Origin of the sequence: Streptacidiphilus albus JL83 (assembly GCF_000744705.1) — a bacterium.
In the GTDB taxonomy this organism is placed as follows: Bacteria; Actinomycetota; Actinomycetes; order Streptomycetales; family Streptomycetaceae; genus Streptacidiphilus; species Streptacidiphilus albus.
Genome location: NZ_JQML01000001.1, coordinates 6,583,207 through 6,605,226, shown reverse-complemented (window position 1 = coordinate 6,605,226; position 22,020 = coordinate 6,583,207). Strand labels below are relative to the sequence as shown.

The following is a 22,020-nucleotide window of genomic DNA, read 5'->3' as shown; positions in this document are numbered from 1 at the left end:
GAAAAGCTTCCTAACAAGACCTTGACTTGGCGACCCCCCGGGCCGACGCTGGCACCCACGTTGTACGACCCCGGTCAATCATGGAGGCACCGTGCGCAGACGTACGCTCACCGCAACCGTGCTCACCCTCTGCACAGCCCTGCTGACTGCCGTCGCCGCCATGCTGATGGGCGCGCCCACCGCCGGCGCGTCCACCACCCAGCAGGCCTATCTGACGTTCTACGGCTACTGGGACAACACCCCGCCCGGTTCGGCCATCGCCTACCCGCAGATCCACCAGACGGCGGGCGGCACCGGCACCTACGCCGACCCGATCACCTTCGCCACCGACAAGTCGGAGCTCGCCCCCGGGACGATCATCTACGTCCCCCGGGTCGAGAAGTACTTCATCATGGAGGACGACTGCGGGGAGTGCGACGCCGACTGGTCCGGCCAGGGCCCCGACGGCGGCCCCAACCTCTGGCACTTCGACCTCTGGCTCGGTGGCCAGGGCGGCAACGCCATGGCCGCGATCGACTGCGAGGACGCGCTGACCAAGAGCAACGCGAACGGCTCCCCGTTCATGGAGTCCGCGGTCGTCGACCCGCCGTCGACCGAGACCTACGACCCCACCCCGATCTTCAACACCAGCACCAACGCCTGCTACGGCGGGGCCAAACCGACGACCACGCTCGGGCAGTGGAAGAACAACTCGACCGGCACCTGCATCGACGATCCGGGTGACAGCAAGAGCAACGGCGTCAAACTCGACATGGCGGCCTGCAATGGCTCGGCCGAACAGCAGTTCATCTTCGACGGCACCTTCCTCCAGCTCAACGGCCTGTGCGCGGACGAGTCCGGGAGCAGCAGCCTCGTCCTCGACACCTGCACCGGCGGGCCGGGTCAACAGTGGTCGCAGAATCCCAACGGCACCATGTCGGACATCCAGACCGGCAAGAAGTGCTACCAGGCCTCCGGGGCCACGCTGAAGACCGGCAGTTGCTCCAGCGCCTCGGCGCAGTGGACCTTCCCGACCCTGGTGATCTCCGGCCCCGGCTCCAGCTCCAGCCCGTCCGCCAGCTCCAGCGCGTCCGCCAGCGCCAGTGCCTCCGCCAGCGCCAGCGCGTCCGCCAGTCCCAGCTCCACGGCGACCGCGCCCGCCGGCGGCCGTACCTACCTGGCCGCCTCGGCGAGCCTGGGCGGCAGCGCCGACGCCAACAGCTGCACCGCCTGCACCGGCGGGGAGAAGGTCAGCAGCGTCGGCGGCGGCGGTGCCGGCACGGTGACCTTCGCCGATGTCTCCGAGTCCGCTTCCGGCAGCTACACCATGACGGTGTACTACCTCGCCGTGGGTGCGGCGAAGCCCGCCGTGATCACCGTCAACGGCAGCAGCCAGACGGTGAACTTCCCGGAGACCTCCGCCAGCAGCTACAGCGTGATCGGCAGCTACAGCGTGACCGTCCAGCTGAAGACCGGCAGCTCCAACACCATCGAGTTCTCGGGCAGCGGCACCAAGGGCGCCCCCGACCTGAGCAAGATCGTGGTCTGACCGAGGGTCAGTCGGTCGGCCCGGACGGGATCTCCGTCCGGGCCGACGCGCGTCGGCGGGAGGCGATCAGGCTGGTGGTCGTGGTGACCGCGAGCACCAGCACGATGAAGCCCAGCGAGAACGGGATCCCGATCTCCGGCGCGGCGGGCACCCCGTTCTCGTGCAGCGCGTGCAGCAGCAGCTTCACGCCGATGAAGCCGAGGATCACCGACAGCCCGTAGGAGAGGTGGACCAGCCGCTTCAGCAGGCCGCCGATCAGGAAGTACAGCTGGCGCAGGCCCATCAGGGCGAAGGCGTTGGCGGTGAAGACGATGTAGGCGTCCTGGGTCAGGCCGAAGATCGCCGGGATCGAGTCCATCGCGAACAGGACGTCGGTGCTGCCGATCGCCAGCACGACGACCAGCATCGGCGTCATCAGCCGCCGGCCGCCCTCGACCACGGTCAGCCGGGTGCCCCGGTAGTCGTCGGTGGTCGGGAAGCGCCTCTCGACCGCCCGCAGCAGCCGGTTCTCCTGGAAGTCGGCCTCGGGCTGCTCGGCCGCACCGGTACCGGAGTGCTCCGCCCGGGCCTCCTTGATCAGCTTCCAGGCGGTCCACACCAGGAACGCCCCGAAGAGGAAGAAGATCCAGGAGAAGCTCGCGATCAGCGTGGCCCCGGCGGCGATGAAGACCGCGCGCAGCACCAGCGCTATCAGCACCCCGATCATCAGCACCCGCTGCTGGTAGCGGGTCGGCACCGCGAACTTCGCCATGATCAGCACGAAGACGAAGAGGTTGTCGACGCTGAGCGACTTCTCGGTGACGTAGCCGGCGAAGAACTGACCGGCCGGGGTGGCTCCCGAGTGCCACCAGAGGAAGCCGCCGAAGCCGAGGGCCAGGGCGATCCAGACGGCGGACCAGGTCCCCGCCTCCTTGAGCGAGACCTCGTGCGCCTTGCGCCCGCCGATCAGGAAGTCGACGGCGATGAGGGCGATGAGCACCCCGACAGTGATGGCCCACATGGACAGGGAGACGTTCATGACGATTCGTTCCTCCGGCAGGACAGAGCTGCTGCCGGAGGTCTCTCCCGCCCCGCCGCTCCGGACGGGGACCGTCCGTACGCTGCAGGGTCGACGTCACCGGACGGCCGCAGGGGACCGCCGTGCTGACGAGGGCGTCGCGCTGTCCGTGAGGACAGCGGGGGTACTCCCCTCCGTCCGAACAGGGTAACAGCAGGGTAATGGCCGGATAAGAATCGACACGGCCGTCAGGGACCCAGATCGTCAGCGGCACGGGACGTCAGGGGCCCGGGGCGTCAGAGGAAGGGCTCGATGGCGGGCAGCATCTCCTGGAACGTCCGCCCGCGCGCGGGCGCGCCGATCGCCGCCATCTGCCAGCCCCCCGCCTCGTCCCGGACCACCTTGGCCATCACCTGCCCGGTGTGCTCCCCGCCGCCGCCGAGGCTGTAGCGGGCCAGCTCCTGCCCGGTGGTCTCGTCCACCAGTCGGCAGTGGGCCTTCCGCACCTCGGCGAAGCTCTGGCCGGTGTAGGAGTTCACCGTGAACACGATCTGGTTGACGTGCTCCGGGACGCGGGCGAGGTCGACCAGGATCGACTCGTCGTCCTCCCCGCCCGCGCCACCGGTCAGGTTGTCGCCGGTGTGCCGGACCGATCCGTCGTTGCTGACCAGGTGCTGGAAGAAGACCACGTCGGCGAGGCGGCGGTCGGCGTACATCACCGCGGAGGCGTCCAGGTCGATCTGGCGGGCGCGTCTGCCGAAGAGGCCCCTGCGCGGAGCGGCCTCCCAGCCGAGGCCCATCCGCACCACGGCGAGCGATCCGCCGCCGGCCTTCTGCAGGCTGACGCTCTGTCCCTTGCTCAGGCTCACCGACATGGTGCTGCCCTCCCCGTCCAGCCTTCGGCTCCGTCGCCGCCATCCTCAAGGATGAACCTTACGCAGTCCTGGTTGCCGACGGGATCGCCGACTCAGGCCATTCCCGCCTCGCGCATCTGCCGCAGCTCCTTCTTCAGTTCGTTGACCTCGTCGCGCAACCGGGCCGCCACTTCGAACTGCAGCTCGGCGGCGGCCGTGTGCATCCGTTCCGTCAGTTCGCCGATCAGGTCCGCCAACTCGGCCGCCGGCAGACCCTTGGCGTCCCGCTTGGCCGCCGCGCCCAGCGCCGGGACCGGCGCCTTGCCCCCCTGGCCGCCGCGCCCGCCGCCCTGCCGGTAGCCGGTGCTCAGCAGCTCGCCGGTGTCGATGTCCTCGCGGGCGATGGAGTCCAGGATGTCGCCGATCTTCTTCCGCAGCGGCTGCGGGTCGATCCCGTGCTCGGTGTTGTACGCCTGCTGGATCTCGCGTCGGCGGTTGGTCTCGCTGATGGCCTTCTCCATCGCCGGGGTGATCCGGTCCGCGTACATGTGGACCTGGCCGGAGACGTTGCGGGCGGCCCGGCCGATGGTCTGGATCAGCGAGGTCCCGGAGCGGAGGAAGCCCTCCTTGTCGGCGTCCAGGATCGCGACCAGCGAGACCTCGGGCAGGTCCAGCCCCTCGCGGAGCAGGTTGATGCCGACCAGGACGTCGTACTCGCCGGCCCGGAGCTCGCGCAGCAGCTCGACCCGGCGCAGGGTGTCGATGTCGCTGTGCAGGTACCTGACCCGGATGTCGAGGTTGAGCAGGTAGTCGGTGAGGTCCTCGGACATCTTCTTGGTGAGGGTGGTGACCAGCACCCGCTCGTCCTTCTCGACCCGCAGCCGGATCTCGTGGACCAGGTCGTCGATCTGGCCCTCGGTCGGCTTGAGCACGATCTCCGGGTCGATCAGCCCGGTCGGGCGGATGATCTGGTCGACCTGGCCGTCGCCGCGCGAGAGTTCGAAGGGTCCCGGGGTGGCCGAGAGGTAGACGGTCTGGCCGATCCGCTCCAGGAACTCCTCCCACTTCAGCGGGCGGTTGTCCATCGCCGAGGGCAGCCGGAAGCCGTGCTCGACCAGGGCGCGCTTGCGGGAGGCGTCGCCCTCGTACATCGCGCCGATCTGCGGGACGGTGACATGGGACTCGTCGATCACCAGGAGGAAGTCCTCCGGGAAGAAGTCCATCAGGGTGTTCGGCGCGGTGCCGGCCTCGCGGCCGTCGATGTGCCGGGAGTAGTTCTCGATGCCGGAGCAGGTGCCGATCTGCCGCATCATCTCGATGTCGTAGGTGGTGCGCATCCGCAGCCGCTGGGCCTCCAGCAGCTTGCCCTGCTTCTCCATGGTGGCGAGGGACTGCTCCAGCTCCGCCTCGATCCCGGCGATGGCGCGCTCCATCCGCTCCGGTCCCGCCACATAGTGCGAGGCCGGGAAGACGTAGAGCTCGTCGTCCTCGCTGATGACCTCGCCGGTGAGCGGGTGCAGCGTGGTCAGCGCCTCGATCTCGTCGCCGAACATCTCGATCCGGACCGCGAGCTCCTCGTAGACCGGGAAGATCTCGATGGTGTCCCCGCGCACCCGGAAGGTGCCCCGGGTGAAGGCGACGTCGTTGCGGGCGTACTGGATGTCGACGAAGCGGCGCAGCAGCGCGTCGCGGTCGATCTCCGCGCCGACCTTGAGCCGGACCATCCGGTCGACGTACTCCTGCGGGGTGCCGAGGCCGTAGATGCAGGACACCGAGGCGACCACGATCACGTCGCGCCGGGTCAGCAGCGAGTTGGTGGCCGAGTGGCGGAGCCGCTCGACCTCCTCGTTGATGGAGGAGTCCTTCTCGATGTAGGTGTCGGTCTGGGCGATGTACGCCTCGGGCTGGTAGTAGTCGTAGTACGAGACGAAGTACTCGACGGCGTTGTTGGGCAGCAGCTCGCGGAACTCGTTGGCGAGCTGTGCGGCCAGCGTCTTGTTCGGCGCCATCACCAGGGTCGGCCGCTGGAGTTTCTCGATCATCCAGGCGGTGGTGGCGGACTTGCCGGTACCGGTCGCGCCGAGCAGGACGACGTCCTTCTCGCCGGCCCGGATGCGGCGTTCCAGATCGGCGATGGCGGTGGGCTGGTCGCCGCTGGGCTGGTAGGGGCTGACGACCTCGAAAGGCGCCACTGTTCGCTCAAGATCGGTGATGGGTCTCACGCCACCAACCGTACGACCCGCCACTGACAATCGGCCGCAGCCCCGGTCCGACCGCTGCCGGACCGGCCCCGGTCCGGACCGCCGCCGGCTCAGCCCGCGGCGACCTTGCCGCTGTCCCGGGCCAGGGCCACCAGCCGCGACACCGCGCGCAGGTACTTCTTGCGGTAGCCACCGTTCAGCATCTCCGGGCCGAAGATCTGGTCGAAGGGGGTGCCGGAGGCGATCACCGGCAGCTCCCGGTCGTACATCCGGTCCGCCAGCACCACCAGCCGCAGCGCCGTGCTCTGGTCCTCGACCGGTCGCACACCGGTCAGGCAGACCGCCTCGACGCCGTCCAGCAGCGCTCCGTACTTGCTCGGGTGGACCACGGCGAGGTGTGCCAGTAGCTCGCCGAAGCCGTCCAGGGAGGCCCCGGGGCCGATCCGGGCGGCGGTGGCGGCCACCACGTCGTCGCCGTAGGGCGCGGGGGCCTCCGGCAGGCCCCGGTGCCGGTAGTCCTGGCCGTCGATCCGGACGCTGCGGAAGCGCGAGGAGAGCCCCTGTATCTCCCGGAGGAAGTCGGCGGCGGCGAACCGGCCCTCGCCGAGCCTGCCGGGGAGGGTGTTGGAGGTGGCCGCGAGCTTGACCCCGGCCTCGGCCAGCCGGCTGAGCAGGGTGGAGACCAGGACCGTGTCACCGGGGTCGTCGAGCTCGAACTCGTCGATGCAGAGCAGGCTGTGCCCGGAGAGGGCGGCGACGGCCTGCTGGAAGCCGAGCGCGCCGACCAGGTTGGTCAGCTCCACGAAGGTGCCGAAGGCCTTAGGGCCGGGGGCGGCGTGCCAGAGCGAGGCCAGCAGGTGGGTCTTGCCGACGCCGTAGCCGCCGTCGAGGTAGATCCCGCCGGGGCCGGAGGGCGCGGCGGCGGCGCGGCCGAACCAGCGCCTCCGGGCACCGCGGCCGCCGCGGTCGCCACCGGAACGGCCCAGCGTCGCGGCGAAGTCCTCCAGGATGCGGACGGCCTCGGTCTGGCTGGGCTGCGCCGGGTCCGGGATGTAGGTGCTGAAACGCGCCTCCAGGAAGCGCGGCGGCGGCGTCATCTCGGCGACCATCCGGCCCACGGGCACCACCGGCAGGCGGGTGGTCAGGGCTATCGCGTCACCGGGGCGGGTGATCGTCAGTTCGGCAGCAGGCACGGTACCCAAGAGTACGGCGCGCGCCCGCGTGGAAGACTCCCGACTATGCGCCGACTGCTGCCTACGGGCCTTGATGTGACGGACCTCACCACCGAGCGCACCACCGCGCCGGCCTCCTCCACCCCGGATCTCTCCACCCTGGCGGGGCTGGCCGAGGTCTACGCCTACCCGGCGTCCACCGCCGCCTCGGCCGACGGCCCGGGGACCCCGTGGCTGCGCGCCAACATGGTCTCCAGCGTCGACGGCGCGGCCCGGCTGGACGGGCTGTCCGACGGGCTGTCCTCGGAGGCCGACAAGCGGATCTTCGGGGTGCTGCGGGCGCTGGCGGACGTCGTCCTGGTCGGCGCGGAGACCGCCCGGGCCGAGGGCTACCGCCCGGCGCGCGCCCGCGCGGAGTTCGCCGAAGCGCGCGCCGCGCGCGGGCAGGCCCCCGCAGCGGTGATCGCCGTGGTCTCGCGCCGACTGGACCTCGACCTCAGCCTGCCGCTGTTCACCGAGCCGCTCTCCCCCACCATCGTGCTGACCTGCTCGGACGCTCCGGCCACGGAGCTGGCGGCGGTCTCCCGGGTGGCCGATGTGATCATCGCCGGGGAGCAGCAGGTGGAGGCGGCGGCGGCGGTCGCGGCGCTCGCCGCGCGCGGCTGGACCCGGCTGCTGGCCGAGGGCGGCCCGAGCCTGCTCGGGCAGCTGGCGGCGGCCGGGGTCCTGGACGAGCTCTGCCTCTCGCTGGCGCCGCTGCTGGCCGCCGGTGACGCACCTCGGATCGCACATGGGCACGAGGCACTGGCAGAACGGCTGGATCTTGTTGCGCTACTTGAGGAGAAAGGTTTCCTCTTTGCTCGATACACCCGTAGCGTGGCGTATGCCGATTAGCGGAACCTGATCCTCCGTACGGCAGGCCAGCCTGAAGGGAAACGCGTGTTCACGACCGTACTTCTGATCGAGAAGACCCTCTCCAACGCCGACCTGGAACTGATCACCACCCTCCACGGCGACGAGAAGGTCGCCTTCCACGTCCTGATGCAGCCCAGGGGCACCCAGGACGAGCTGCTGCGGGCCGTGGACGACGTCGCCTTCGGCTACCTCAACCGGGCCGTCCACGAGCACGACGAGCCCCACGGCGGGGTGGCGGTCTCCACGGCGGCGGCGGAACTCGAACACACCCTCCAGCAGCTGCGCGCGGCCGGCGCGGAGGCCACCGGCCGAGTGGTCGCCGAGCACCCGCTCCAGGGGCTGACCTCGCTGGTCGAGCAGGTGAGCGCCGACGAGGTGATCGTGCTCGCCGCACCGCAGTGGATCGAAGGCCTGTTCCACCGCGACTGGGCCTCGCAGGCCCGGCACAAGGTCGGCGTCCCGGTCCTCCAGCTCTTCGCCCAGCAGGACTGAGCCGTCCGCCCGCGCCACGACCGCGGTTTCGGGCCGAACGGCTCCGGTACGGCACAATCGGTGCCGACAGCCCTCGGCCCGACCCCGGGAGACTCCCCCGTGAGCCCTACTGACCTCTCCGCACCCCACTTCATCGGGATCGGTGGCGCAGGCATGTCCGGCCTCGCCAAGATCCTCGCCCTGCGTGGGGCCCAGGTCTCCGGGAGCGACGCCAAGGAGTCGACCGTCGTACTGGCGCTGAAGCAGCTCGGCGCCGAGGTCTCCGTCGGCCACACCGCCGAGCACGTGCCGGCCGGGGCCAGCTGCATCGTCGTCTCCAGCGCCATCCGCGACACCAACCCGGAGCTGGTCGCCGGACGTGAGCGGGGTCTGCCGGTGATCCACCGCGCCGACGCCCTGGCCGCGCTGATGGTGGGCCGCCGCGCCCTAGCCGTGGCCGGCACCCACGGCAAGACCACCACCACCAGCATGCTCGCGGTCAGCCTCGGCGCCCTCGGCCTGGACCCCTCCTACGCCATCGGCGGCGACCTGGACGAGCCCGGCAGCAACGCCCACCACGGCACCGGCGAGATCTTCGTCGCCGAGGCCGACGAGAGCGACCGCAGCTTCCAGAAGTACTCCCCCGAGGTCGCGGTGGTCCTCAACGTGGAGCTCGACCACCACGCCAACTACGCGTCCATGGTCGAGATCTACGAGTCCTTCGAGGCCTTCGTGGCCCGGATCGTGCCCGGCGGGACGCTGGTCGTCTCGGCCGACCACCCGGGCGCCCGCGAGCTCACCGCCCGGGTCTCGGCCCGCCCCGACCTGCGGATCGTCACCGTCGGCGAGTCCGCGGACGCCACACTGCGCGTCCTCCGGGTCACCCCGCACGGGATGACCAGCGAGGTCACCGTCCTGGTCGACGATGCGGAACTGACCTTCACCGTCTCCGTGCCCGGCCGCCACTACGCCCACAACGCCGTCTCCGCGCTCGCCGCCGGGATCGCGCTCGGGGTGCCGGCCGCCGAGCTCGCCCCGGCGCTGAGCAGCTACACCGGTGTCCGCCGCCGGCTCCAGCTCAAGGGCGAGGAGGCCGGGGTCCAGGTCATCGACTCCTATGCGCACCACCCCACCGAGATCGCCGCCGACCTGGAGGCGATCCGCTCCGCCGCCGGCGACGGCCGGGTGCTGGCCGTCTTCCAACCGCACCTGTTCAGCCGCACCCAGCAGCTCGGCACCGAGATGGGCGAGGCCCTCTCGCTCGCCGACACCGTCGTGGTGCTCGACATCTACCCGGCACGCGAGGACCCGGTCCCCGGCGTCACCAGCGAGCTGGTGATCGACGCGGCCCGCAGCCACGGCACCGACACCCTGTCGGCCCGCACCCTGGCCGAGGTGCCCGAGCTGATCGCGGGAATGGCCAAGCAGGGCGACCTTGTTCTCACCATGGGCGCCGGCGACGTCACCACCCTCGGCCCGGAGATCCTGGCCCGCCTGGCCGCCCCCACCGGCCGCAGCTGACCCGGCCGGCTGACCCGAACCCGACCCCGCCCGCGACGTCCGAAAGGCAGGAGCGCCCGATGTCCTACGAGATCGAGAAGACCGACGCGGAGTGGCGCGAGGAGCTCACCCCGCAGGAGTACCACGTGCTGCGCGAGGCCGGCACGGAGCGGCCCGGCGTCGGCGAGTACACCGACACCAAGACCGTCGGCGTCTACTCCTGCCGTGCCTGCGGCAACGAACTGTTCAGCTCCGAGACCAAGTTCGACAGCCACTGCGGCTGGCCGAGCTACTTCTCGCCGCTCGCCGAGGACCGGGTCCAGTACATCGAGGACACCACCATGGGCATGCGCCGGGTCGAGGTCCGCTGCGCCCGCTGCGGCTCCCACCTCGGCCACGTCTTCGAGGGCGAGGGCTACAACACCCCGACCGACCAGCGCTACTGCATCAACAGCATCTCGCTGAAGCTCCGGCCCGCCGGGGAGTGAGCAGCGGCGGCGGTCCGCCCGACGCGCCGCCGGCCCGACCGGCCCGACCGATCTGACCAGCCCTCGGATCGGTCGGGGCGCGGGCGGTACCGCGATCCGGGCCCGGGGCATGGCCCCGCCCCCTCCTCCCCTCCTCCACGGCGCCCCTCCTTCATGGACGCTCCGCCGTGGACACTGCGCCGTGGACACTCTGCCGTGGACACTCCGGCACCGGCGGACCGGGCGAACCCGAATAGCGCTGCGGACGGACAACACCGCCGAGGTTCCTTTTCCTTACCTTCCACGGCTCCGTCCTTGCCGTGAATCAGGCAGTTGCACACAGCAGTTGATCACCGCACTGCCGCAGTTCGAACGTCTCATCGGTGGACTTTTCGCCGGTCCGTCCGTAACTTGTTCTGTACACGATACCTGCCATCCCCACCTGCACGACCGTGATCCGACCTGCCTGGAATCCAGTTCAACGGGAAGCCTTCCCTGCGCCTCGAACGCCTTTGCGCGGTTTGTTTTCCGCGCCGGAGCACGAGAGGTTGACGCTCGGCCACCGCGTCAGGATTCTGGTAGTCCCCCAGGCCGAAGATTGAACATGCAACAGCCGAGAAGGGCCAGTTGTGCTCAAACAACAACGCGCCATCCAGACCCGGCGGACGGTACTGGACGCCGCCGCCCGGGTCTTCGCCGCCAACGGCTACCTCGCCACCAGCCTGAGCCAGATCCTCGCCGAGGCCGGGGTCACCAAGGGTGCGCTCTACTTCCACTTCGCGTCCAAGGAGGACCTCGCCCGCGCCGTCGTGCTGGAGCAGTTCGCGCCGATCGAGGACCCGGACGCGACGGAGCTCCCCAGCGGCGCGGAGGCGCTCCAGGCCGCGATCGACCTCACCCACCAGATCGCCCGCTCGCTGATGGACGACCCGATGATGCAGGCGAGCATCCGACTGGTGATCGAGCAGAGCGCCTTCCTGGACGAACCCGACGCCGGTCCGTACCTCGGCTGGATCTCGCTCTTCCAGGGGCTGTTCACCGAGGCGCAGCGGGTCGGCGACATCCGCGCCGAGTCCGACCCGGCCACTCTGGCCCGCATCGTCATCGGCTCGTTCACCGGAATCCAGCTGGTCTCCGGCGTCCTGGACGGCCGGACCGAGCTGCCCCAGCGGATCGGCGACCTGTGGGAGCTCGTCCTGCCCGGCCTGGTGCCACCGCGCCGCCGCGCCAGATTCCGGGCCAGGCCGCAGCCCGACGTCCTCGCCCGGCCGATGAAGGCCGCGCTGAGTCGCTGACGCCCCGCCGAGGAGGCCCCGGCCCCGGGCCCGTCCGTGCTGCTCTGCCATGCTTGGACGCCCGACCAGCAAAGGAAGCCTCAGCGTGCCCGACTTCGACGGCCCCTCCGCACCGTCGGCGGTCCAAGCCCCGACTGTCCACGCCCCGACTGTCCATGCCCCTGCCTGGGCACTGCGCCCGGCCGGCGCGGACGACATCGAGCAGGCTGCCGAGCTCAGGGCCGTGGTGATGCGAGCAGACCTGGAGCGGCTCGGCCGCTACGACGGCGACCGGGTGCGCCAGCGGCTGCGCAACTCCTTCTCCCCGGGCCACAGTTCGGTCATCACGCACGACGGGGCCTTCATCGGCTGCGTCACCCTCCGCCCTGCCGGAACCGGCGGGCTGCTGCTGGAGCACTTCTACCTCGACCCGCTCCACCAGGGCCGGGGGCTCGGCGCCGCCGTGCTGCGGACGCTGCTGGCGCGGGCGGACGCGGCCGGCGAACCGGTCCGGCTCCAGGTCCTCCAGGGCAGCGCCGCCCGTCGGCTCTACGAGCGCCACGGCTTCGTCCTGGAGTCCGAGGACCCGGTCGACGTCTTCATGCTGCGGCCGCCGGTCCCCACGGCCGGATGAGCCGGCGTCGGTACGTGGCCAGAGGCGTACCGGGCGGCTACCGGATCTGGGACAACAGGGGCGGCCGCTGGTGGGGTGACCTCTACGAACTCTGCCCCGACGACCTCCTCGGCGAGTTGAACGGCCGGGCCGACCCGGCGCAGCTCACCGTCCTGATGAAGCGGTACCGGGCCCGGAAGCGGTGAGGGCCGGTCCCGGCCGCCCCCGTTGCCTTTCGAACGCGTGACCTCCTACGCTCGCCGTTGCCTGCGCGACGGCCTGCCGTGGCCCGCACGAGGGGGTAAGACGTCATGACCTTGGTGAGCTACGACCCGGCCGCCCGGCTGTGGCTGCTCAGCACCGCCGGCAGCTCCTACGCGATCCGCCTCGACGAGGACGACGTCCTCCGCCAGGTCCACTGGGGCCGACCGCTCACCCTGGAGCAGGCCCTGACCGCTGCCGCCGTCCCCGCCGCCGCGCCGGGCAGCAGTTTCGACGGCATCACCGGCGAGGAGTACCCCGCCGAGGGCGGGGCCCGCTTCGGTCTGCCGTCGCTCCAGCTGCGCCATGCCGACGGGAGCCGGGGCGTCCACTGGCAGTACCTGGGGCACGGGATCGAGACCGGCGCGGCGGCACCGGAGGCGTCGCCGGCGGTGGGGGAAGAAGGCACGCGCCCCTGTGAGTTGACGATCCGTTTCCGCGACCGCCACTACCCGCTGGAACTCGACCTCCACTACCGCCTGCGCCCCAGCAGCGAGGTGCTGGAACGCCGGGCGGTGCTGCGGCACACCGAGTCCGAGTCCGAACCCTGGGGCGAGCCGGTCCGTCTGCTGCGCATGGACGCCGCCTGCTGGACCCTGCCGCCCCTGCCGGACTACCGGCTCAGCCATGTGACCGGAGGCTGGAGCAGCGAGGGTCGGCTGCGCCGGACCTCGATCCCGGTCGCCGAGACCGTCCTCACCAGTCGGCGCGGCATCACCAGCCACCAGGCCAACCCCTGGCTCATGCTCGACGACGGCAGCGCCACCGAGGACAGCGGCGAGGTCTGGAGCACCGCCCTGGCCTGGAGCGGGAGTTGGCGGATCACCGTGCAGCGCGCCCCGGAGGGGGTCGTCTCCTGCACCGGCGGTTCCGGCCACGAGGGACTGGTCGTCCGACTGCTGCCGGGCGACAGCTGGGAGACCCCGGTCTTCGCCGGCCAGTACGCCCAGGACGGCTTCGGCGGTGCCAGCCGCGCCTGGCACCGCCACATCGCCGACCATGTCCTGCCCCGGGCGGCGGAGCTGCGGCCGGTGCTCTACAACTCCTGGGAGGCCACCGGCTTCCGGGTCAGTGAGCAGAACCAGCTGCAACTGGCCGCCAAGGCGGCCGAACTGGGAGTCGAACTGTTCGTCATGGACGACGGCTGGTTCGGCGCCAGACGCGACGACACCGCGGGCCTGGGCGACTGGACCCCCTCCGCCGAGGCCTTCCCCGACGGACTGGGCCCGCTGGTCGCCGAGGTCCGGCGGCTCGGGATGCGCTTCGGGCTCTGGGTGGAGCCGGAGATGGTCAACCCCGACAGCGACCTCTACCGGGAGCACCCCGACTGGGTCCTCCGCCAGCCGCACCGCGAACGGTCCACCCTGCGCAACCAGTTGGTGCTCGACCTCGCCCGCCCCGAGGTCGCCGCCTGGGCCCACGCCCGTCTGGACGCCCTGGTGTCCGAGTACGCCGTCAACTACCTCAAGTGGGACATGAACCGCCCGTTCACCGATGCGGGCCGACCCGGCCACCCCGACCCGGACCGGCTCTGGTTCGACCACGTCCACGCCGTGCACGCGCTGATGGCGCGGCTCCGGTCCGACCATCCGGGCCTGCGGATCGAGGCCTGCGCGGGCGGCGGCGGCCGGGTCGACCTCGGCGTCCTCGCCCACGCCGACTCGGCCTGGACCTCGGACAACACCGACGCCCTGGACCGGATCGGCATCCAGCACGGCTACAGCCAGCTCTACCCGGCCCGCACCATGTCGGCCTGGGTCACCGACAGCCCCAACCCGTTGACCGGTCGCTCGCTCCCGCTGGCCTTCCGCTTCCACGTCGCCATGGCGGGCGCCCTCGGTATCGGCGGCGACCTGCGCAGCTGGACGGAGGCCGAACTCCGGCAGGCGGCCGACCTGGTGGCCCGCTACAAGCGGATCCGGCCCGTCGTCCAGCAGGGTGCGCAGTACCGGCACCGGAACGCGGTCCAGCACGTCCTGGGCGAGGAATCGGTGCTCATCGCCTGGCAGTTGCCGGTCCCGCACGGCGTCCCGATCCCCCCGCTGCGGCTGGCCGCGCTCGACCCGGCCGCCCGCTACCGCGACCAGGAGACCGGCCGCCTCCACGAGGGGGCCCTGCTGCTGGCCCGGGGCCTGGACGTCAGGCTGGACCTCGGCCTGACCGGCGACTTCAGCAGCACCGTCGTCCATCTGCGCCGGGAGGGCGGCTGAGGGCGGGGTCATTGTCACTGGCCAGTTGACGATGCGTCAAGGTTTGAAGTGATTACTTCACTCTTATGGGTGATTGCGGTGGCTTGATGGGGTGTTGGATACTTGTCCCATGGACGCCCCACCTTTCGGGGGCGAGGTGGAGTTCCCCAACACGGCGTCCGGTTCGGTTCCGGCCCCGGCGTTCGAGTCCTCCGCCCCGGACCCCACCACCGCCTCTACCCCGACTGCCCCCGGCGACGACGCCTCCGCCTGGTCGAACACCTGGCGCGACGACGTCGCGGCCGAGACCGCCCGGACCTCGCCGCGCAACCGTGGCGTCGGCGGGATGCCCACCGACGCCGAGGGCGCCTCCCACCCCGCCGGAACCCCTGTCTCCTCGCGGACCGGCGTCTTCACCGACCCGCTGCGCTCCCTGCCCGGCGACCCGGCCGCGATGCTCGCCGCCCTCCAGGCCGAGGACGACGACACCCTGCGCGCCGGCGGTCCCCACGCCCTGGCCGAACAGCTCCTGGCCCTGCAACGGCTGCGCGACATGCTGGAGGCCGAACAGCTGCGCCGGGTCACCGCCTTCGACGCCATGGACGGCGCACAGGCCGTGCGCTGCCGCTCGACCAAGGGCTTCCTCCGCACCCACGGCCAACTGACCGGCGCCTCGGCCGGACGGCTGACCGCCCGCGCCGCCCAGCTGGACGCCGTCCCGGCCGTGCGCACCGCCCAGGCCGCCGGAACCCTGGGCGCGGACCAGGCCGCCGTCATCGCCCGCCACCTCGCCCCCGTCCCCGACCCCGGCGAGCGCGCCCTCGCCGAGGAACTGCTGCTCGCCCACGCCCCCGCCCTGCACCTGACCCAGCTCGCCCGCGCCGCCCAGGAGCTCCGCGCCCGGCTCACCGACCAGGAGCACCCCGGCGACACCGACACGGTGTCGCAGCCGTTCCAGTCCTGGGTGCGGCTCTCCCCGACCGGGACCACCGACGCCCCGTTCTGGGTCCTGTCCGGCGAGCTCAACGCCCTCGCTGGGGAGAAGCTGCGGATCGCGCTGGAGGCCGCCGCCGGTGCCCCGAGCGCCCAGGACCCGCGCAGCCACCCCGAGCGCACCGGCGACGCCCTCGAAGCCGTGACCGACCTCGCCCTGGGCACCGACCGGCTTCCCACCACCGGCACCCGCCGTCCCCACCTCACCCTCGTCGCCGACCTCGACACCCTGCGCAGCCTCCCGCTCCCCGGCGACTGCCCGCGCCACCACGGCCAGCAGCCGCTGCCGGGCACCGCCGGGGAGACCGGCAACCTCGTCCGGCTGCCCGCACAGCGCGCCGGGAGCCGTCCTCAGGCCGCCCCCGACGACCTGGCGGCGCTGCTCGCCGCACCTCACGGTGCGTTCACCGAACGCGGACTGCGGCTGGACGGCGCCCGGGCCCGCGCCGTCGCCTGCGACTGCACCCTCCGGGTGCTGCTCACCGACGCCCAGGGCCGCCCCCTGTCCGTCGGCCGCGCCACCCGCACCGTCCCGCCCCACATCCGTGACGCCGTCACCGCCCGCGACCGCCACTGCGTCTGGCCCGGCTGCGACCGACCACCCTCCTGGTGCGAGGGCCACCACGCGATCCACTGGGCCGACGGAGGCCCCACCTCCGTCGACAACATCGCGCTGCTCTGCCGCGAACACCACCAGGAACTCCACGCCACCGGCTGGGAGCTCACCCGCCGACCCGACGGCCACCACACCGTCCGGCCCCCGCTCCACACCCACCACCCCAGCAACACCCGATGGCCACAGGCCGCCTAGCAGCCCGGTGACGGAGCCGGAGAAATATTTCGTCTGCTTCCGACTCGGAGATCCTTACCCGTTCCGCGTAAGGTCGGCGGGGTGATGCTCGCCTTCATCCCCTCGCCGTCGATCAACGGTTTCCACATCGGACCGCTGTTCGTGCATTTCTATGCCCTGATGTACCTCGTGGGCATCACCCTGGCCGTGCTGCTCGGCCGCCGCCGCTGGCGGGCGCTGGGCGGCGATCCGATGCTGGTGGACGACATAGCCCTGTGGGGCGTGCCGTTCGGGATCATCGGCGGCCGGATCTACTTCGACATCACCACCCCGGCGGACATTCCGCCGCACTGGTGGGGTCCGTTCGCCGTCTGGGACGGCGGCCTCGGCATCTGGGGCGGTGTCGCGCTGGCGACGGCCGTCTGCGTCTGGCGGCTGCGGAAGGCCGGCGTCAGCGTCACCGGCATGATGGACACCCTGGCCCCCTGCCTGCTGATCGCCCAGGCCGTCGGCCGCATCGGCAACTACTTCAACCAGGAGCTGTTCGGCGGGCCGACCAAGCTCCCGTGGGGCCTGGAGATCGCGCCCCAGTACCGTCCGGCCGGATACCTCCAGGACGCCACGTTCCACCCGACCTTCCTCTACGAGCTGGTCTGGGACCTGGCGCTGGCGGGCTTCCTCATCTGGATCGGCCACCGGGGCAGGATCCGGCCCGGCGGTCTCTTCGCACTCTACGTCGCGGGCTACTCGGCCTTCCGGATCTTCGAGGAGTCCCTGCGGGTGGACTCCTCCCAGTACATCTTCGGGCTGCGGCTCAACTTCTACGTCGCCTCGCTGCTGGCCCTCGCCGGGATCATCTGGTTCATCGTCCTGCAGCGCCGACCGATGCCGGTCGCCGCGGCCCTCCCGGCAGCGGAGCCGGTGACGGCAGCAGACGCCGACACCGACGCCGACGTGCCGGAGCAGGAGCCGAGCGAGACCCCGAAGGAGACGGAGCAGCCGTCCCGGGAGCACGGGGACAACGCCCACGCCGGCTGACCCCTGCTGACCTGCCCCGGGGCCCCACGGCCGCACCGGGGCAGGTCAGCGCGTCTCCGCCGCCGCCCGGACCAGCGCCCCGACGAACGCGGCCGTGGCCGAGGTGCCGACGGCCCCCGACTGCTCCTGGCGCACGGCCGCGTAGACGCTCCGGCGCGGCGGGTAGCTCAGCCATGTCCACCATGCATGGCCGAGGTACCGGATATGCGTTGGCGGGATGGATCCCCGGCGGGCGAGGATGCCGGTATGAAGCAATCACATCTCACGCACATCCCGGCCCCGGAGGGCGTTGCCCCGGGCGGGGGCTACACCCATGTGGTCACGGGCTCCGGGCGGCTGGTCGCGGTCTCCGGTCAGGTGGCGCTCGACGAGGACGGGAAGCTCGTCGGCGAGGGTGACCCCGAGGCGCAGGCCCGGCAGGTCTTCGAGAACCTGCGGCGCTGCCTGGCAGCGGCCGGCGCGACCTTCGACGACGTCGTCAAGTTCACCTTCTTCACCACCGACATCGGTCTGCTGCCGGTGATCCGCACCGTGCGCGACACCCATGTCGATGTCGCGCGGCGGCCCGCGAGCACCGCTGTCCAGGTGGCCGCCCTGTTCCGGCCCGAACTGGTGCTGGAGGTCGAGGCGCTGGCGATCGTCCCGGAGCCGCCGCGATGAGGGCGGCGCTCTGCGGGCTGGGACGGATGGGGGCGGTCTTCGCCGCCGGGCTGGCCGCCGGGGGCCACGATCTCGCGGTCTGGAACCGGACGCCCCGGGAGGCTCCGGCGGGTGCCCGTCGGGCCGCCACCCCGGCCGAGGCGGTCCGGGGCGCCGAGGCCGTGGTGGTGATGGTCTTCGACGGCCCGGCGGCGGAGTCCGTGCTCTTCGGCCCGCAAGGGATCACGGAGGGGGCAGCCCCGGGGACGCTGATCGTCAACGCGACCACCCTCGCCCCGGAGGAGTCGCGGGAGCTGGGCCGGCGCGCCGAGGCCGCCGGGCTGCGCTATCTGGAGGCACCCGTCCTCGGCTCGGTGCCCGCTGCCCGGGCCGGCACGCTGCAGGTGCTGCTGGGCGGGACGCAGTCGGACGCCGACGCCGCCGAGCCGCTGCTGGAGGCCTGGTCCCGGCCGGAGGGGCGCCGCCTGGTCGGCCCCGTCGGCAGCGCCGCCTCGCTCAAGCTGGTCGCCAACCTCGCCCTCGGCACGGCCCTGGCCGGGCTGCACGACACGGTGGCCCTGGGCTCCCGGCTGGGGCTGGCCCGTGCGGACGTGCTGGACGTCCTCCAGCACGGGGTGTTGGGCCCACTGGTCACCGGCAAGCGCGAGCGGCTCTCGCACGACGCCTACGGCGAGGCCGACTTCACCACCACCGCGCTCGCCAAGGACCTGGCGCTGGTCCTGGCTCTGCTCCCTGAGCAGGAACCCGGGGGTGGCGGGCCGCTGCCGGCGGCGCGGGCCGCGGCGCTGCTGGCGGCACGGGCGGCGGAGCAGGACGGGGACGCGGACTGCTCCGCCCTGGGCCGCACGCCCTGACCGCAGGCGCGGAGGCCCGACCGCCTCCGCGCCGTACCGCCGGTACCGCGCGCCGGTCAGGACGCCAGCGCGCGGTGGCGGGCGGCCAGGGTCGCCAGGGTCTCGTCGCCCGGGGCGTCCCAGACCTCCTGGTTGAAGATCTCCACCTCGGTGAACCCCTGGTAGCCGGTGGCCGCGACCAGCACGGCCAGCCGGGCCAGGTCCACCTGGCCGTCCCCGACGTGTCCCCGGCCGAGCAGGGTGTCGGCCGGCAGCGGGAGGACCCAGTCGCAGACCTGGAAGCCGTGGATGCGGCCCGCCGCGCGCTCGATCCCCCGCTCCAACTCCGGATCCCACCAGACGTGGTAGGCGTCGACCACCACGCCGACCGTGCCGCCGTCCGGGTCGGTCTCGTCCGCGATGTCCAGGGCCTGGCCGAGCGTGGAGACCACCGCCCGGTCGGCGCAGAACATCGGGTGCATCGGCTCGATGGCCAGCTTGACGCCGTGCGCCTCGGCGAAGGGACGCAGCGCGGCGATCGCGTCGACGACCGTGCGGCGCGCGCCGGGCAGGTCGCGGCTGCCCTCCGGCAGTCCCCCGCAGACCAGCACCAGGGTGTCGGTGCCGAGGGCGGCCGCCTCCTCGACCGCTCGGCGGTTGTCCTCCAGCGCCGCCGCGCGTCCGGCGGCGTCCGGTGCGGTGAAGAAGCCGCCCCGGCACAGGCTGGTGACGGTCAGTCCGGCGGCGTCGACCAGCCGGGCGGCACGCTCCGGACCGACCTCGGCCACCCGGTCGCGCCACAGGCCGATGCCGGGGATCCCGGCCCGGACGCACCCGGCCACCGCCTCGGCCAGGGCCCACCGCTTGGTGGTGGCCGTGTTCAGCGACAGCCGCTCCAGCCCGGGGCCGACCGTGGGAGAGGTGCTGCTCATGCGTCGAATCCCTTCGAGGCGAGGAAGGACCGCATCCGGGCGGCGGCCAGGTCGGTGTCGGGCAGCGCCCCGGCCTCGGCCGCCAGCCGGAACAGCCGGGCCAGGTGCTCGGTGTCCCGGTCCGACTGGGCCCCGCCGACCATGGTGAAGTGCTCCTGGTGGCCCGCCAGATGGGCGAGGAAGACCACGCCGGTCTTGTAGTGGCGGGTCGGTGCGGCGAAGAGGTGCCGGGACAGCTCCACCGTCGGCTCCAGCACCGCCCGGTAGCCGTCCTCGTCGCCCCGGTCCAGGGCGGCCAGCGCGGCGGCGGCGTGGGCGGCCAACGGGTCGAAGGCGCCCAGCAGCGCGTCGCTGTGGCCGAACGCGTCGCCGAGGATCAGCTCGGCGTAGTTGAAGTCGTCGCCGGTGTAGAGGCGGACCCCGGCGGGCAGGGCGCGCCGGAGCGCGATCTCCCGGTCGGCGTCCAGCAGCGAGACCTTGATGCCGTCGATCCGGTCGGCGTTGGCGTGGATGATCTCCAGCACGTGGCCCGCCGCCAGGTCCAGGTCGGCGGAGCCCCAGTAGCCCTCCAGCGCCTGGTCGAAGGGGGTCCCCAGCCAGTGCAGGACGACGGGGCGGTCGACGGCGGCGAGCAGTTCGCCGTAGACGGCGGCGTAGTCCTCGGGGCCGCGCGCGGCGGCGGCCAGGGCGCGGCTGGCCATCAGCACGACCTGGGCGCCGGCCTCCTGGACCACCTCCGACTGCTCCCGGTAGGCGGCCGTGATCTCCTTCAGCGTGGGCGCGGGGGAAGTGAGCTGGTCGGTTCCCGCGCCGCAGGCGAGCCGTCCGCCGACGGCGCGGGCCTCGGCCCCACTGCGGACGATGAGCTCCCGGGTGGCCGCCCAGTCCAGGCCCATGCCGCGCTGGGCGGTGTCCATGGCATCGGCGACACCGAGGCCGAGCGACCAGAGGTGGTGCCGGAAGGCGAGGGTGGCGTCCCAGTCGAGGACGGCGGGTACGCCCGGGCGGTGCTCTGCGGCCGGGTCGGCGACGACATGGGCGGCGGCGAAGACGGTACGGCTGCGGGCCGGTCGCGCGGTGCGGGGCAACGCGGCGGCCTGCGGGATGCGGTAGCGCTCGACCCCGTCGGCCAGCGGCAGGCGGATCTCGGTCACGGAGGTCACAGGGTCAGCTCCGGCACGTCGAGGCGGCGTCCCTCGCGGGCGGAGCGCATGCCCAGCTCGGCCAGCTGGACGCCCTTCGCGCCGGAGAGCAGGTCGTGCGGGAACGGCGAGCCGGTGGCGACATGGGCGAGGAACTGCTCCCACTGCACCTTGAAGCCGTTCTCGAAGTCGGCGTTGTCCGGAACCGGCTGCCACTGTCCACGGAAGGGCTCGGTGGTGGGCAGGTCCGGGTTCCAGACCGGCTTGGGGGTGGTGGAGCGGTGCTGGACCCGGCAGTGGAACAGTCCGGCGACGGCACTGCCCTCGGTGCCGTCGATCTGGAACTCGACGAGTTCGTCGCGGTCCACCCGGACCGCCCAGGAGCTGTTGATCTGCGCGACCACGCCGCCCTCCAGCTCGAAGACGCCGTAGGCGGCGTCGTCGGCGGTGGCCGGGTAGTCGGCGCCGGCCTCGTCCCGGCGGCTGGGGATGTGGGTGGCGGTGTGGGCGTAGACCGAGCGGACCGGCGCGACCAGGTTCTCCAGCACGTACTGCCAGTGCGGGAACATGTCGAGCACCATGCCGCCGCCGTCCTCGGCGCGGTAGTTCCAGGAGGGGCGCTGGGCCGACTGCCAGTCGCCCTCGAACACCCAGTAGCCGAACTCGCCGCGCACGGACAGGATCCGGCCGAAGAAGCCGCCCTCGACCAGCCGTCGGAGCTTGAGCAGCCCGGGCAGGAAGAGCTTGTCCTGGACCACGCCGTTGCGGACGCCAGCGGCGTCGGCCAGCCGGGCCAGCTCCAGCGCGGTAGCGGTGTCGGTGGCGCTCGGCTTCTCGACGTAGACGTGCTTTCCGGCGGCGATGGCGGCCTTGACCGCCGCCTCCCGGGCGTGGGTGAGCTGGGCGTCGAAGTAGATGTCGACGTCGGGATCGGCGAGGGCGGCGTCCAGGTCGGTGGTCCAGCGTTCGAGGCCGTGGCGCTCGGCGAGGGCACGGAGCTTGTCGGCACTGCGGCCGACCAGTATCGGCTCGGGCCAGAGCACGGTGCCGTCGGGCAGGGCGAACCCGCCCTGCTCCCTGATCGCCAGGATCGAACGGACCAGGTGCTGGCGGTAGCCCATCCGCCCGGTGACGCCGTTCATCACGATGCCCAGAGTGGTGCGTGTCATGCGCGGATCTTCTTTCGCTCG

The 22,020-nt window shown here is 72.1% G+C and carries 21 protein-coding genes; 13 read left to right on the top strand and 8 right to left on the bottom strand.

Annotated features, from left to right (window positions below; all coding sequences use genetic code 11):
* Positions 1-91 precede the first annotated feature (91 nt).
* Entirely contained in the window at positions 92-1,528 is a 1,437-nt protein-coding gene (locus BS75_RS28900) for a ricin-type beta-trefoil lectin domain protein (protein ID WP_197091965.1), read from the top strand.
* Between the two features lie 7 nt (positions 1,529-1,535).
* Here BS75_RS28900 and BS75_RS28895 read toward each other — a convergent pair whose 3' ends face one another.
* The 4 genes from BS75_RS28895 to zapE form a co-directional block, all read right to left on the bottom strand.
* Positions 1,536-2,546, bottom strand: a complete 1,011-nt coding sequence (locus tag BS75_RS28895; protein WP_034090354.1) for a TerC family protein — start codon at positions 2,544-2,546, stop codon at positions 1,536-1,538.
* A 275-nt stretch (positions 2,547-2,821) separates the two neighbouring features.
* The gene (locus tag BS75_RS28890) at positions 2,822-3,400 is read right to left on the bottom strand and encodes a TerD family protein (RefSeq protein ID WP_034090353.1); all 579 of its coding nucleotides are present in this window, start codon (positions 3,398-3,400) and stop codon (positions 2,822-2,824) included.
* A gap of 92 nt (positions 3,401-3,492) precedes the next feature.
* Positions 3,493-5,601: an excinuclease ABC subunit UvrB gene (gene uvrB, locus BS75_RS28885; RefSeq protein WP_034090352.1), complete on the bottom strand. Its 2,109-nt coding sequence runs from the start codon at positions 5,599-5,601 to the stop codon at positions 3,493-3,495.
* Positions 5,602-5,690: 89 nt separating this feature from the next.
* The gene (gene zapE, locus BS75_RS28880; protein WP_152645600.1) at positions 5,691-6,689 is read right to left on the bottom strand and encodes a cell division protein ZapE; all 999 of its coding nucleotides are present in this window, start codon (positions 6,687-6,689) and stop codon (positions 5,691-5,693) included.
* Positions 6,690-6,818: 129 nt separating this feature from the next.
* Here zapE and BS75_RS28875 point away from each other — a divergent pair, with 129 nt between their 5' ends.
* From BS75_RS28875 to lgt, 10 genes are all read left to right on the top strand, one after another.
* Complete coding sequence (locus BS75_RS28875) at positions 6,819-7,646, top strand: pyrimidine reductase family protein (RefSeq protein ID WP_034090351.1); 828 nt, start codon at positions 6,819-6,821, stop codon at positions 7,644-7,646.
* Between the two features lie 45 nt (positions 7,647-7,691).
* Positions 7,692-8,159 carry a hypothetical protein gene (locus BS75_RS28870; protein ID WP_034090350.1) on the top strand — a complete coding sequence of 156 codons (468 nt, stop codon included), beginning with the start codon at positions 7,692-7,694 and terminating at the stop codon, positions 8,157-8,159.
* Between the two features lie 99 nt (positions 8,160-8,258).
* Entirely contained in the window at positions 8,259-9,659 is a 1,401-nt protein-coding gene (gene murC / locus BS75_RS28865) for a UDP-N-acetylmuramate--L-alanine ligase (RefSeq protein ID WP_034090349.1), read from the top strand.
* 59 nt (positions 9,660-9,718) lie between these two features.
* A complete protein-coding gene (gene msrB / locus BS75_RS28860; RefSeq protein ID WP_034090348.1) occupies positions 9,719-10,126 on the top strand; it encodes a peptide-methionine (R)-S-oxide reductase MsrB in 408 nt (135 codons plus the stop codon).
* A 608-nt stretch (positions 10,127-10,734) separates the two neighbouring features.
* Positions 10,735-11,400 carry a ScbR family autoregulator-binding transcription factor gene (locus BS75_RS51625; protein WP_034090347.1) on the top strand — a complete coding sequence of 222 codons (666 nt, stop codon included), beginning with the start codon at positions 10,735-10,737 and terminating at the stop codon, positions 11,398-11,400.
* A gap of 172 nt (positions 11,401-11,572) precedes the next feature.
* The gene (locus BS75_RS28850) at positions 11,573-12,013 is read left to right on the top strand and encodes a GNAT family N-acetyltransferase (RefSeq protein WP_034093974.1); all 441 of its coding nucleotides are present in this window, start codon (positions 11,573-11,575) and stop codon (positions 12,011-12,013) included.
* The gene (locus BS75_RS28845; RefSeq protein WP_034090346.1) at positions 12,010-12,198 is read left to right on the top strand and encodes a hypothetical protein; all 189 of its coding nucleotides are present in this window, start codon (positions 12,010-12,012) and stop codon (positions 12,196-12,198) included. Before BS75_RS28850 ends, BS75_RS28845 begins: the two co-directional genes overlap by 4 nt.
* A 105-nt stretch (positions 12,199-12,303) precedes the next feature.
* Positions 12,304-14,463 carry an alpha-galactosidase gene (locus BS75_RS28840; protein WP_034090345.1) on the top strand — a complete coding sequence of 720 codons (2,160 nt, stop codon included), beginning with the start codon at positions 12,304-12,306 and terminating at the stop codon, positions 14,461-14,463.
* Positions 14,464-14,572: 109 nt separating this feature from the next.
* A complete protein-coding gene (locus BS75_RS51620; RefSeq protein WP_034090344.1) occupies positions 14,573-16,246 on the top strand; it encodes an HNH endonuclease signature motif containing protein in 1,674 nt (557 codons plus the stop codon).
* A gap of 84 nt (positions 16,247-16,330) precedes the next feature.
* Complete coding sequence (gene lgt, locus BS75_RS28830; RefSeq protein WP_052069768.1) at positions 16,331-17,263, top strand: prolipoprotein diacylglyceryl transferase; 933 nt, start codon at positions 16,331-16,333, stop codon at positions 17,261-17,263.
* Between the two features lie 45 nt (positions 17,264-17,308).
* On the opposite strand, the gene BS75_RS48575 is transcribed toward lgt, so the two are convergent.
* Positions 17,309-17,518 (bottom strand): hypothetical protein, encoded by a 210-nt coding sequence (locus BS75_RS48575; RefSeq protein WP_152645575.1) that lies wholly within the window; start codon positions 17,516-17,518, stop codon positions 17,309-17,311.
* Between BS75_RS48575 and BS75_RS28825 the strand changes: the two genes are divergently transcribed.
* Entirely contained in the window at positions 17,510-17,923 is a 414-nt protein-coding gene (locus BS75_RS28825) for a RidA family protein (protein ID WP_034090343.1), read from the top strand. The two genes, BS75_RS48575 and BS75_RS28825, sit on opposite strands and share 9 nt — an antisense overlap.
* Positions 17,920-18,777 carry an NAD(P)-dependent oxidoreductase gene (locus tag BS75_RS28820; RefSeq protein ID WP_034090342.1) on the top strand — a complete coding sequence of 286 codons (858 nt, stop codon included), beginning with the start codon at positions 17,920-17,922 and terminating at the stop codon, positions 18,775-18,777. Before BS75_RS28825 ends, BS75_RS28820 begins: the two co-directional genes overlap by 4 nt.
* A gap of 56 nt (positions 18,778-18,833) precedes the next feature.
* On the opposite strand, the gene BS75_RS28815 is transcribed toward BS75_RS28820, so the two are convergent.
* Genes BS75_RS28815 through BS75_RS28805 form a run of 3 tightly spaced genes read right to left on the bottom strand, consistent with a single transcriptional unit; the run spans position 18,834 to position 21,999 of the window.
* Complete coding sequence (locus tag BS75_RS28815; protein WP_034090341.1) at positions 18,834-19,688, bottom strand: sugar phosphate isomerase/epimerase family protein; 855 nt, start codon at positions 19,686-19,688, stop codon at positions 18,834-18,836.
* Positions 19,685-20,851 (bottom strand): dihydrodipicolinate synthase family protein, encoded by a 1,167-nt coding sequence (locus BS75_RS28810; protein WP_081982671.1) that lies wholly within the window; start codon positions 20,849-20,851, stop codon positions 19,685-19,687. Before BS75_RS28810 ends, BS75_RS28815 begins: the two co-directional genes overlap by 4 nt.
* Entirely contained in the window at positions 20,848-21,999 is a 1,152-nt protein-coding gene (locus BS75_RS28805; protein ID WP_034090340.1) for a Gfo/Idh/MocA family protein, read from the bottom strand. The genes BS75_RS28810 and BS75_RS28805 overlap by 4 nt, the downstream gene beginning before the upstream one ends.
* Positions 22,000-22,020: the final 21 nt, after the last annotated feature.

Excerpts from the sequence above, each read along its gene's own strand:
- BS75_RS51620 (WP_034090344.1), top strand. The coding sequence starts at position 14,573 with ATGGACGCCCCACCTTTCGGGGGCGAGGTGGAGTTCCCCAACACGGCG.
- lgt (WP_052069768.1), top strand. The coding sequence starts at position 16,331 with ATGCTCGCCTTCATCCCCTCGCCGTCGATCAACGGTTTCCACATCGGA.
- BS75_RS28890 (WP_034090353.1), bottom strand. The coding sequence starts at position 3,400 with ATGTCGGTGAGCCTGAGCAAGGGACAGAGCGTCAGCCTGCAGAAGGCC.
- BS75_RS28875 (WP_034090351.1), top strand. The coding sequence starts at position 6,819 with ATGCGCCGACTGCTGCCTACGGGCCTTGATGTGACGGACCTCACCACC.
- msrB (WP_034090348.1), top strand. The coding sequence starts at position 9,719 with ATGTCCTACGAGATCGAGAAGACCGACGCGGAGTGGCGCGAGGAGCTC.
- zapE (WP_152645600.1), bottom strand. The coding sequence starts at position 6,689 with ATGGTCGCCGAGATGACGCCGCCGCCGCGCTTCCTGGAGGCGCGTTTC.
- BS75_RS28845 (WP_034090346.1), top strand. The coding sequence starts at position 12,010 with ATGAGCCGGCGTCGGTACGTGGCCAGAGGCGTACCGGGCGGCTACCGG.
- BS75_RS28805 (WP_034090340.1), bottom strand. The coding sequence starts at position 21,999 with ATGACACGCACCACTCTGGGCATCGTGATGAACGGCGTCACCGGGCGG.
- BS75_RS28840 (WP_034090345.1), top strand. The coding sequence starts at position 12,304 with ATGACCTTGGTGAGCTACGACCCGGCCGCCCGGCTGTGGCTGCTCAGC.
- BS75_RS28815 (WP_034090341.1), bottom strand. The coding sequence starts at position 19,688 with ATGAGCAGCACCTCTCCCACGGTCGGCCCCGGGCTGGAGCGGCTGTCG.
- BS75_RS28825 (WP_034090343.1), top strand. The coding sequence starts at position 17,510 with ATGAAGCAATCACATCTCACGCACATCCCGGCCCCGGAGGGCGTTGCC.
- BS75_RS28820 (WP_034090342.1), top strand. The coding sequence starts at position 17,920 with ATGAGGGCGGCGCTCTGCGGGCTGGGACGGATGGGGGCGGTCTTCGCC.
- BS75_RS28895 (WP_034090354.1), bottom strand. The coding sequence starts at position 2,546 with ATGAACGTCTCCCTGTCCATGTGGGCCATCACTGTCGGGGTGCTCATC.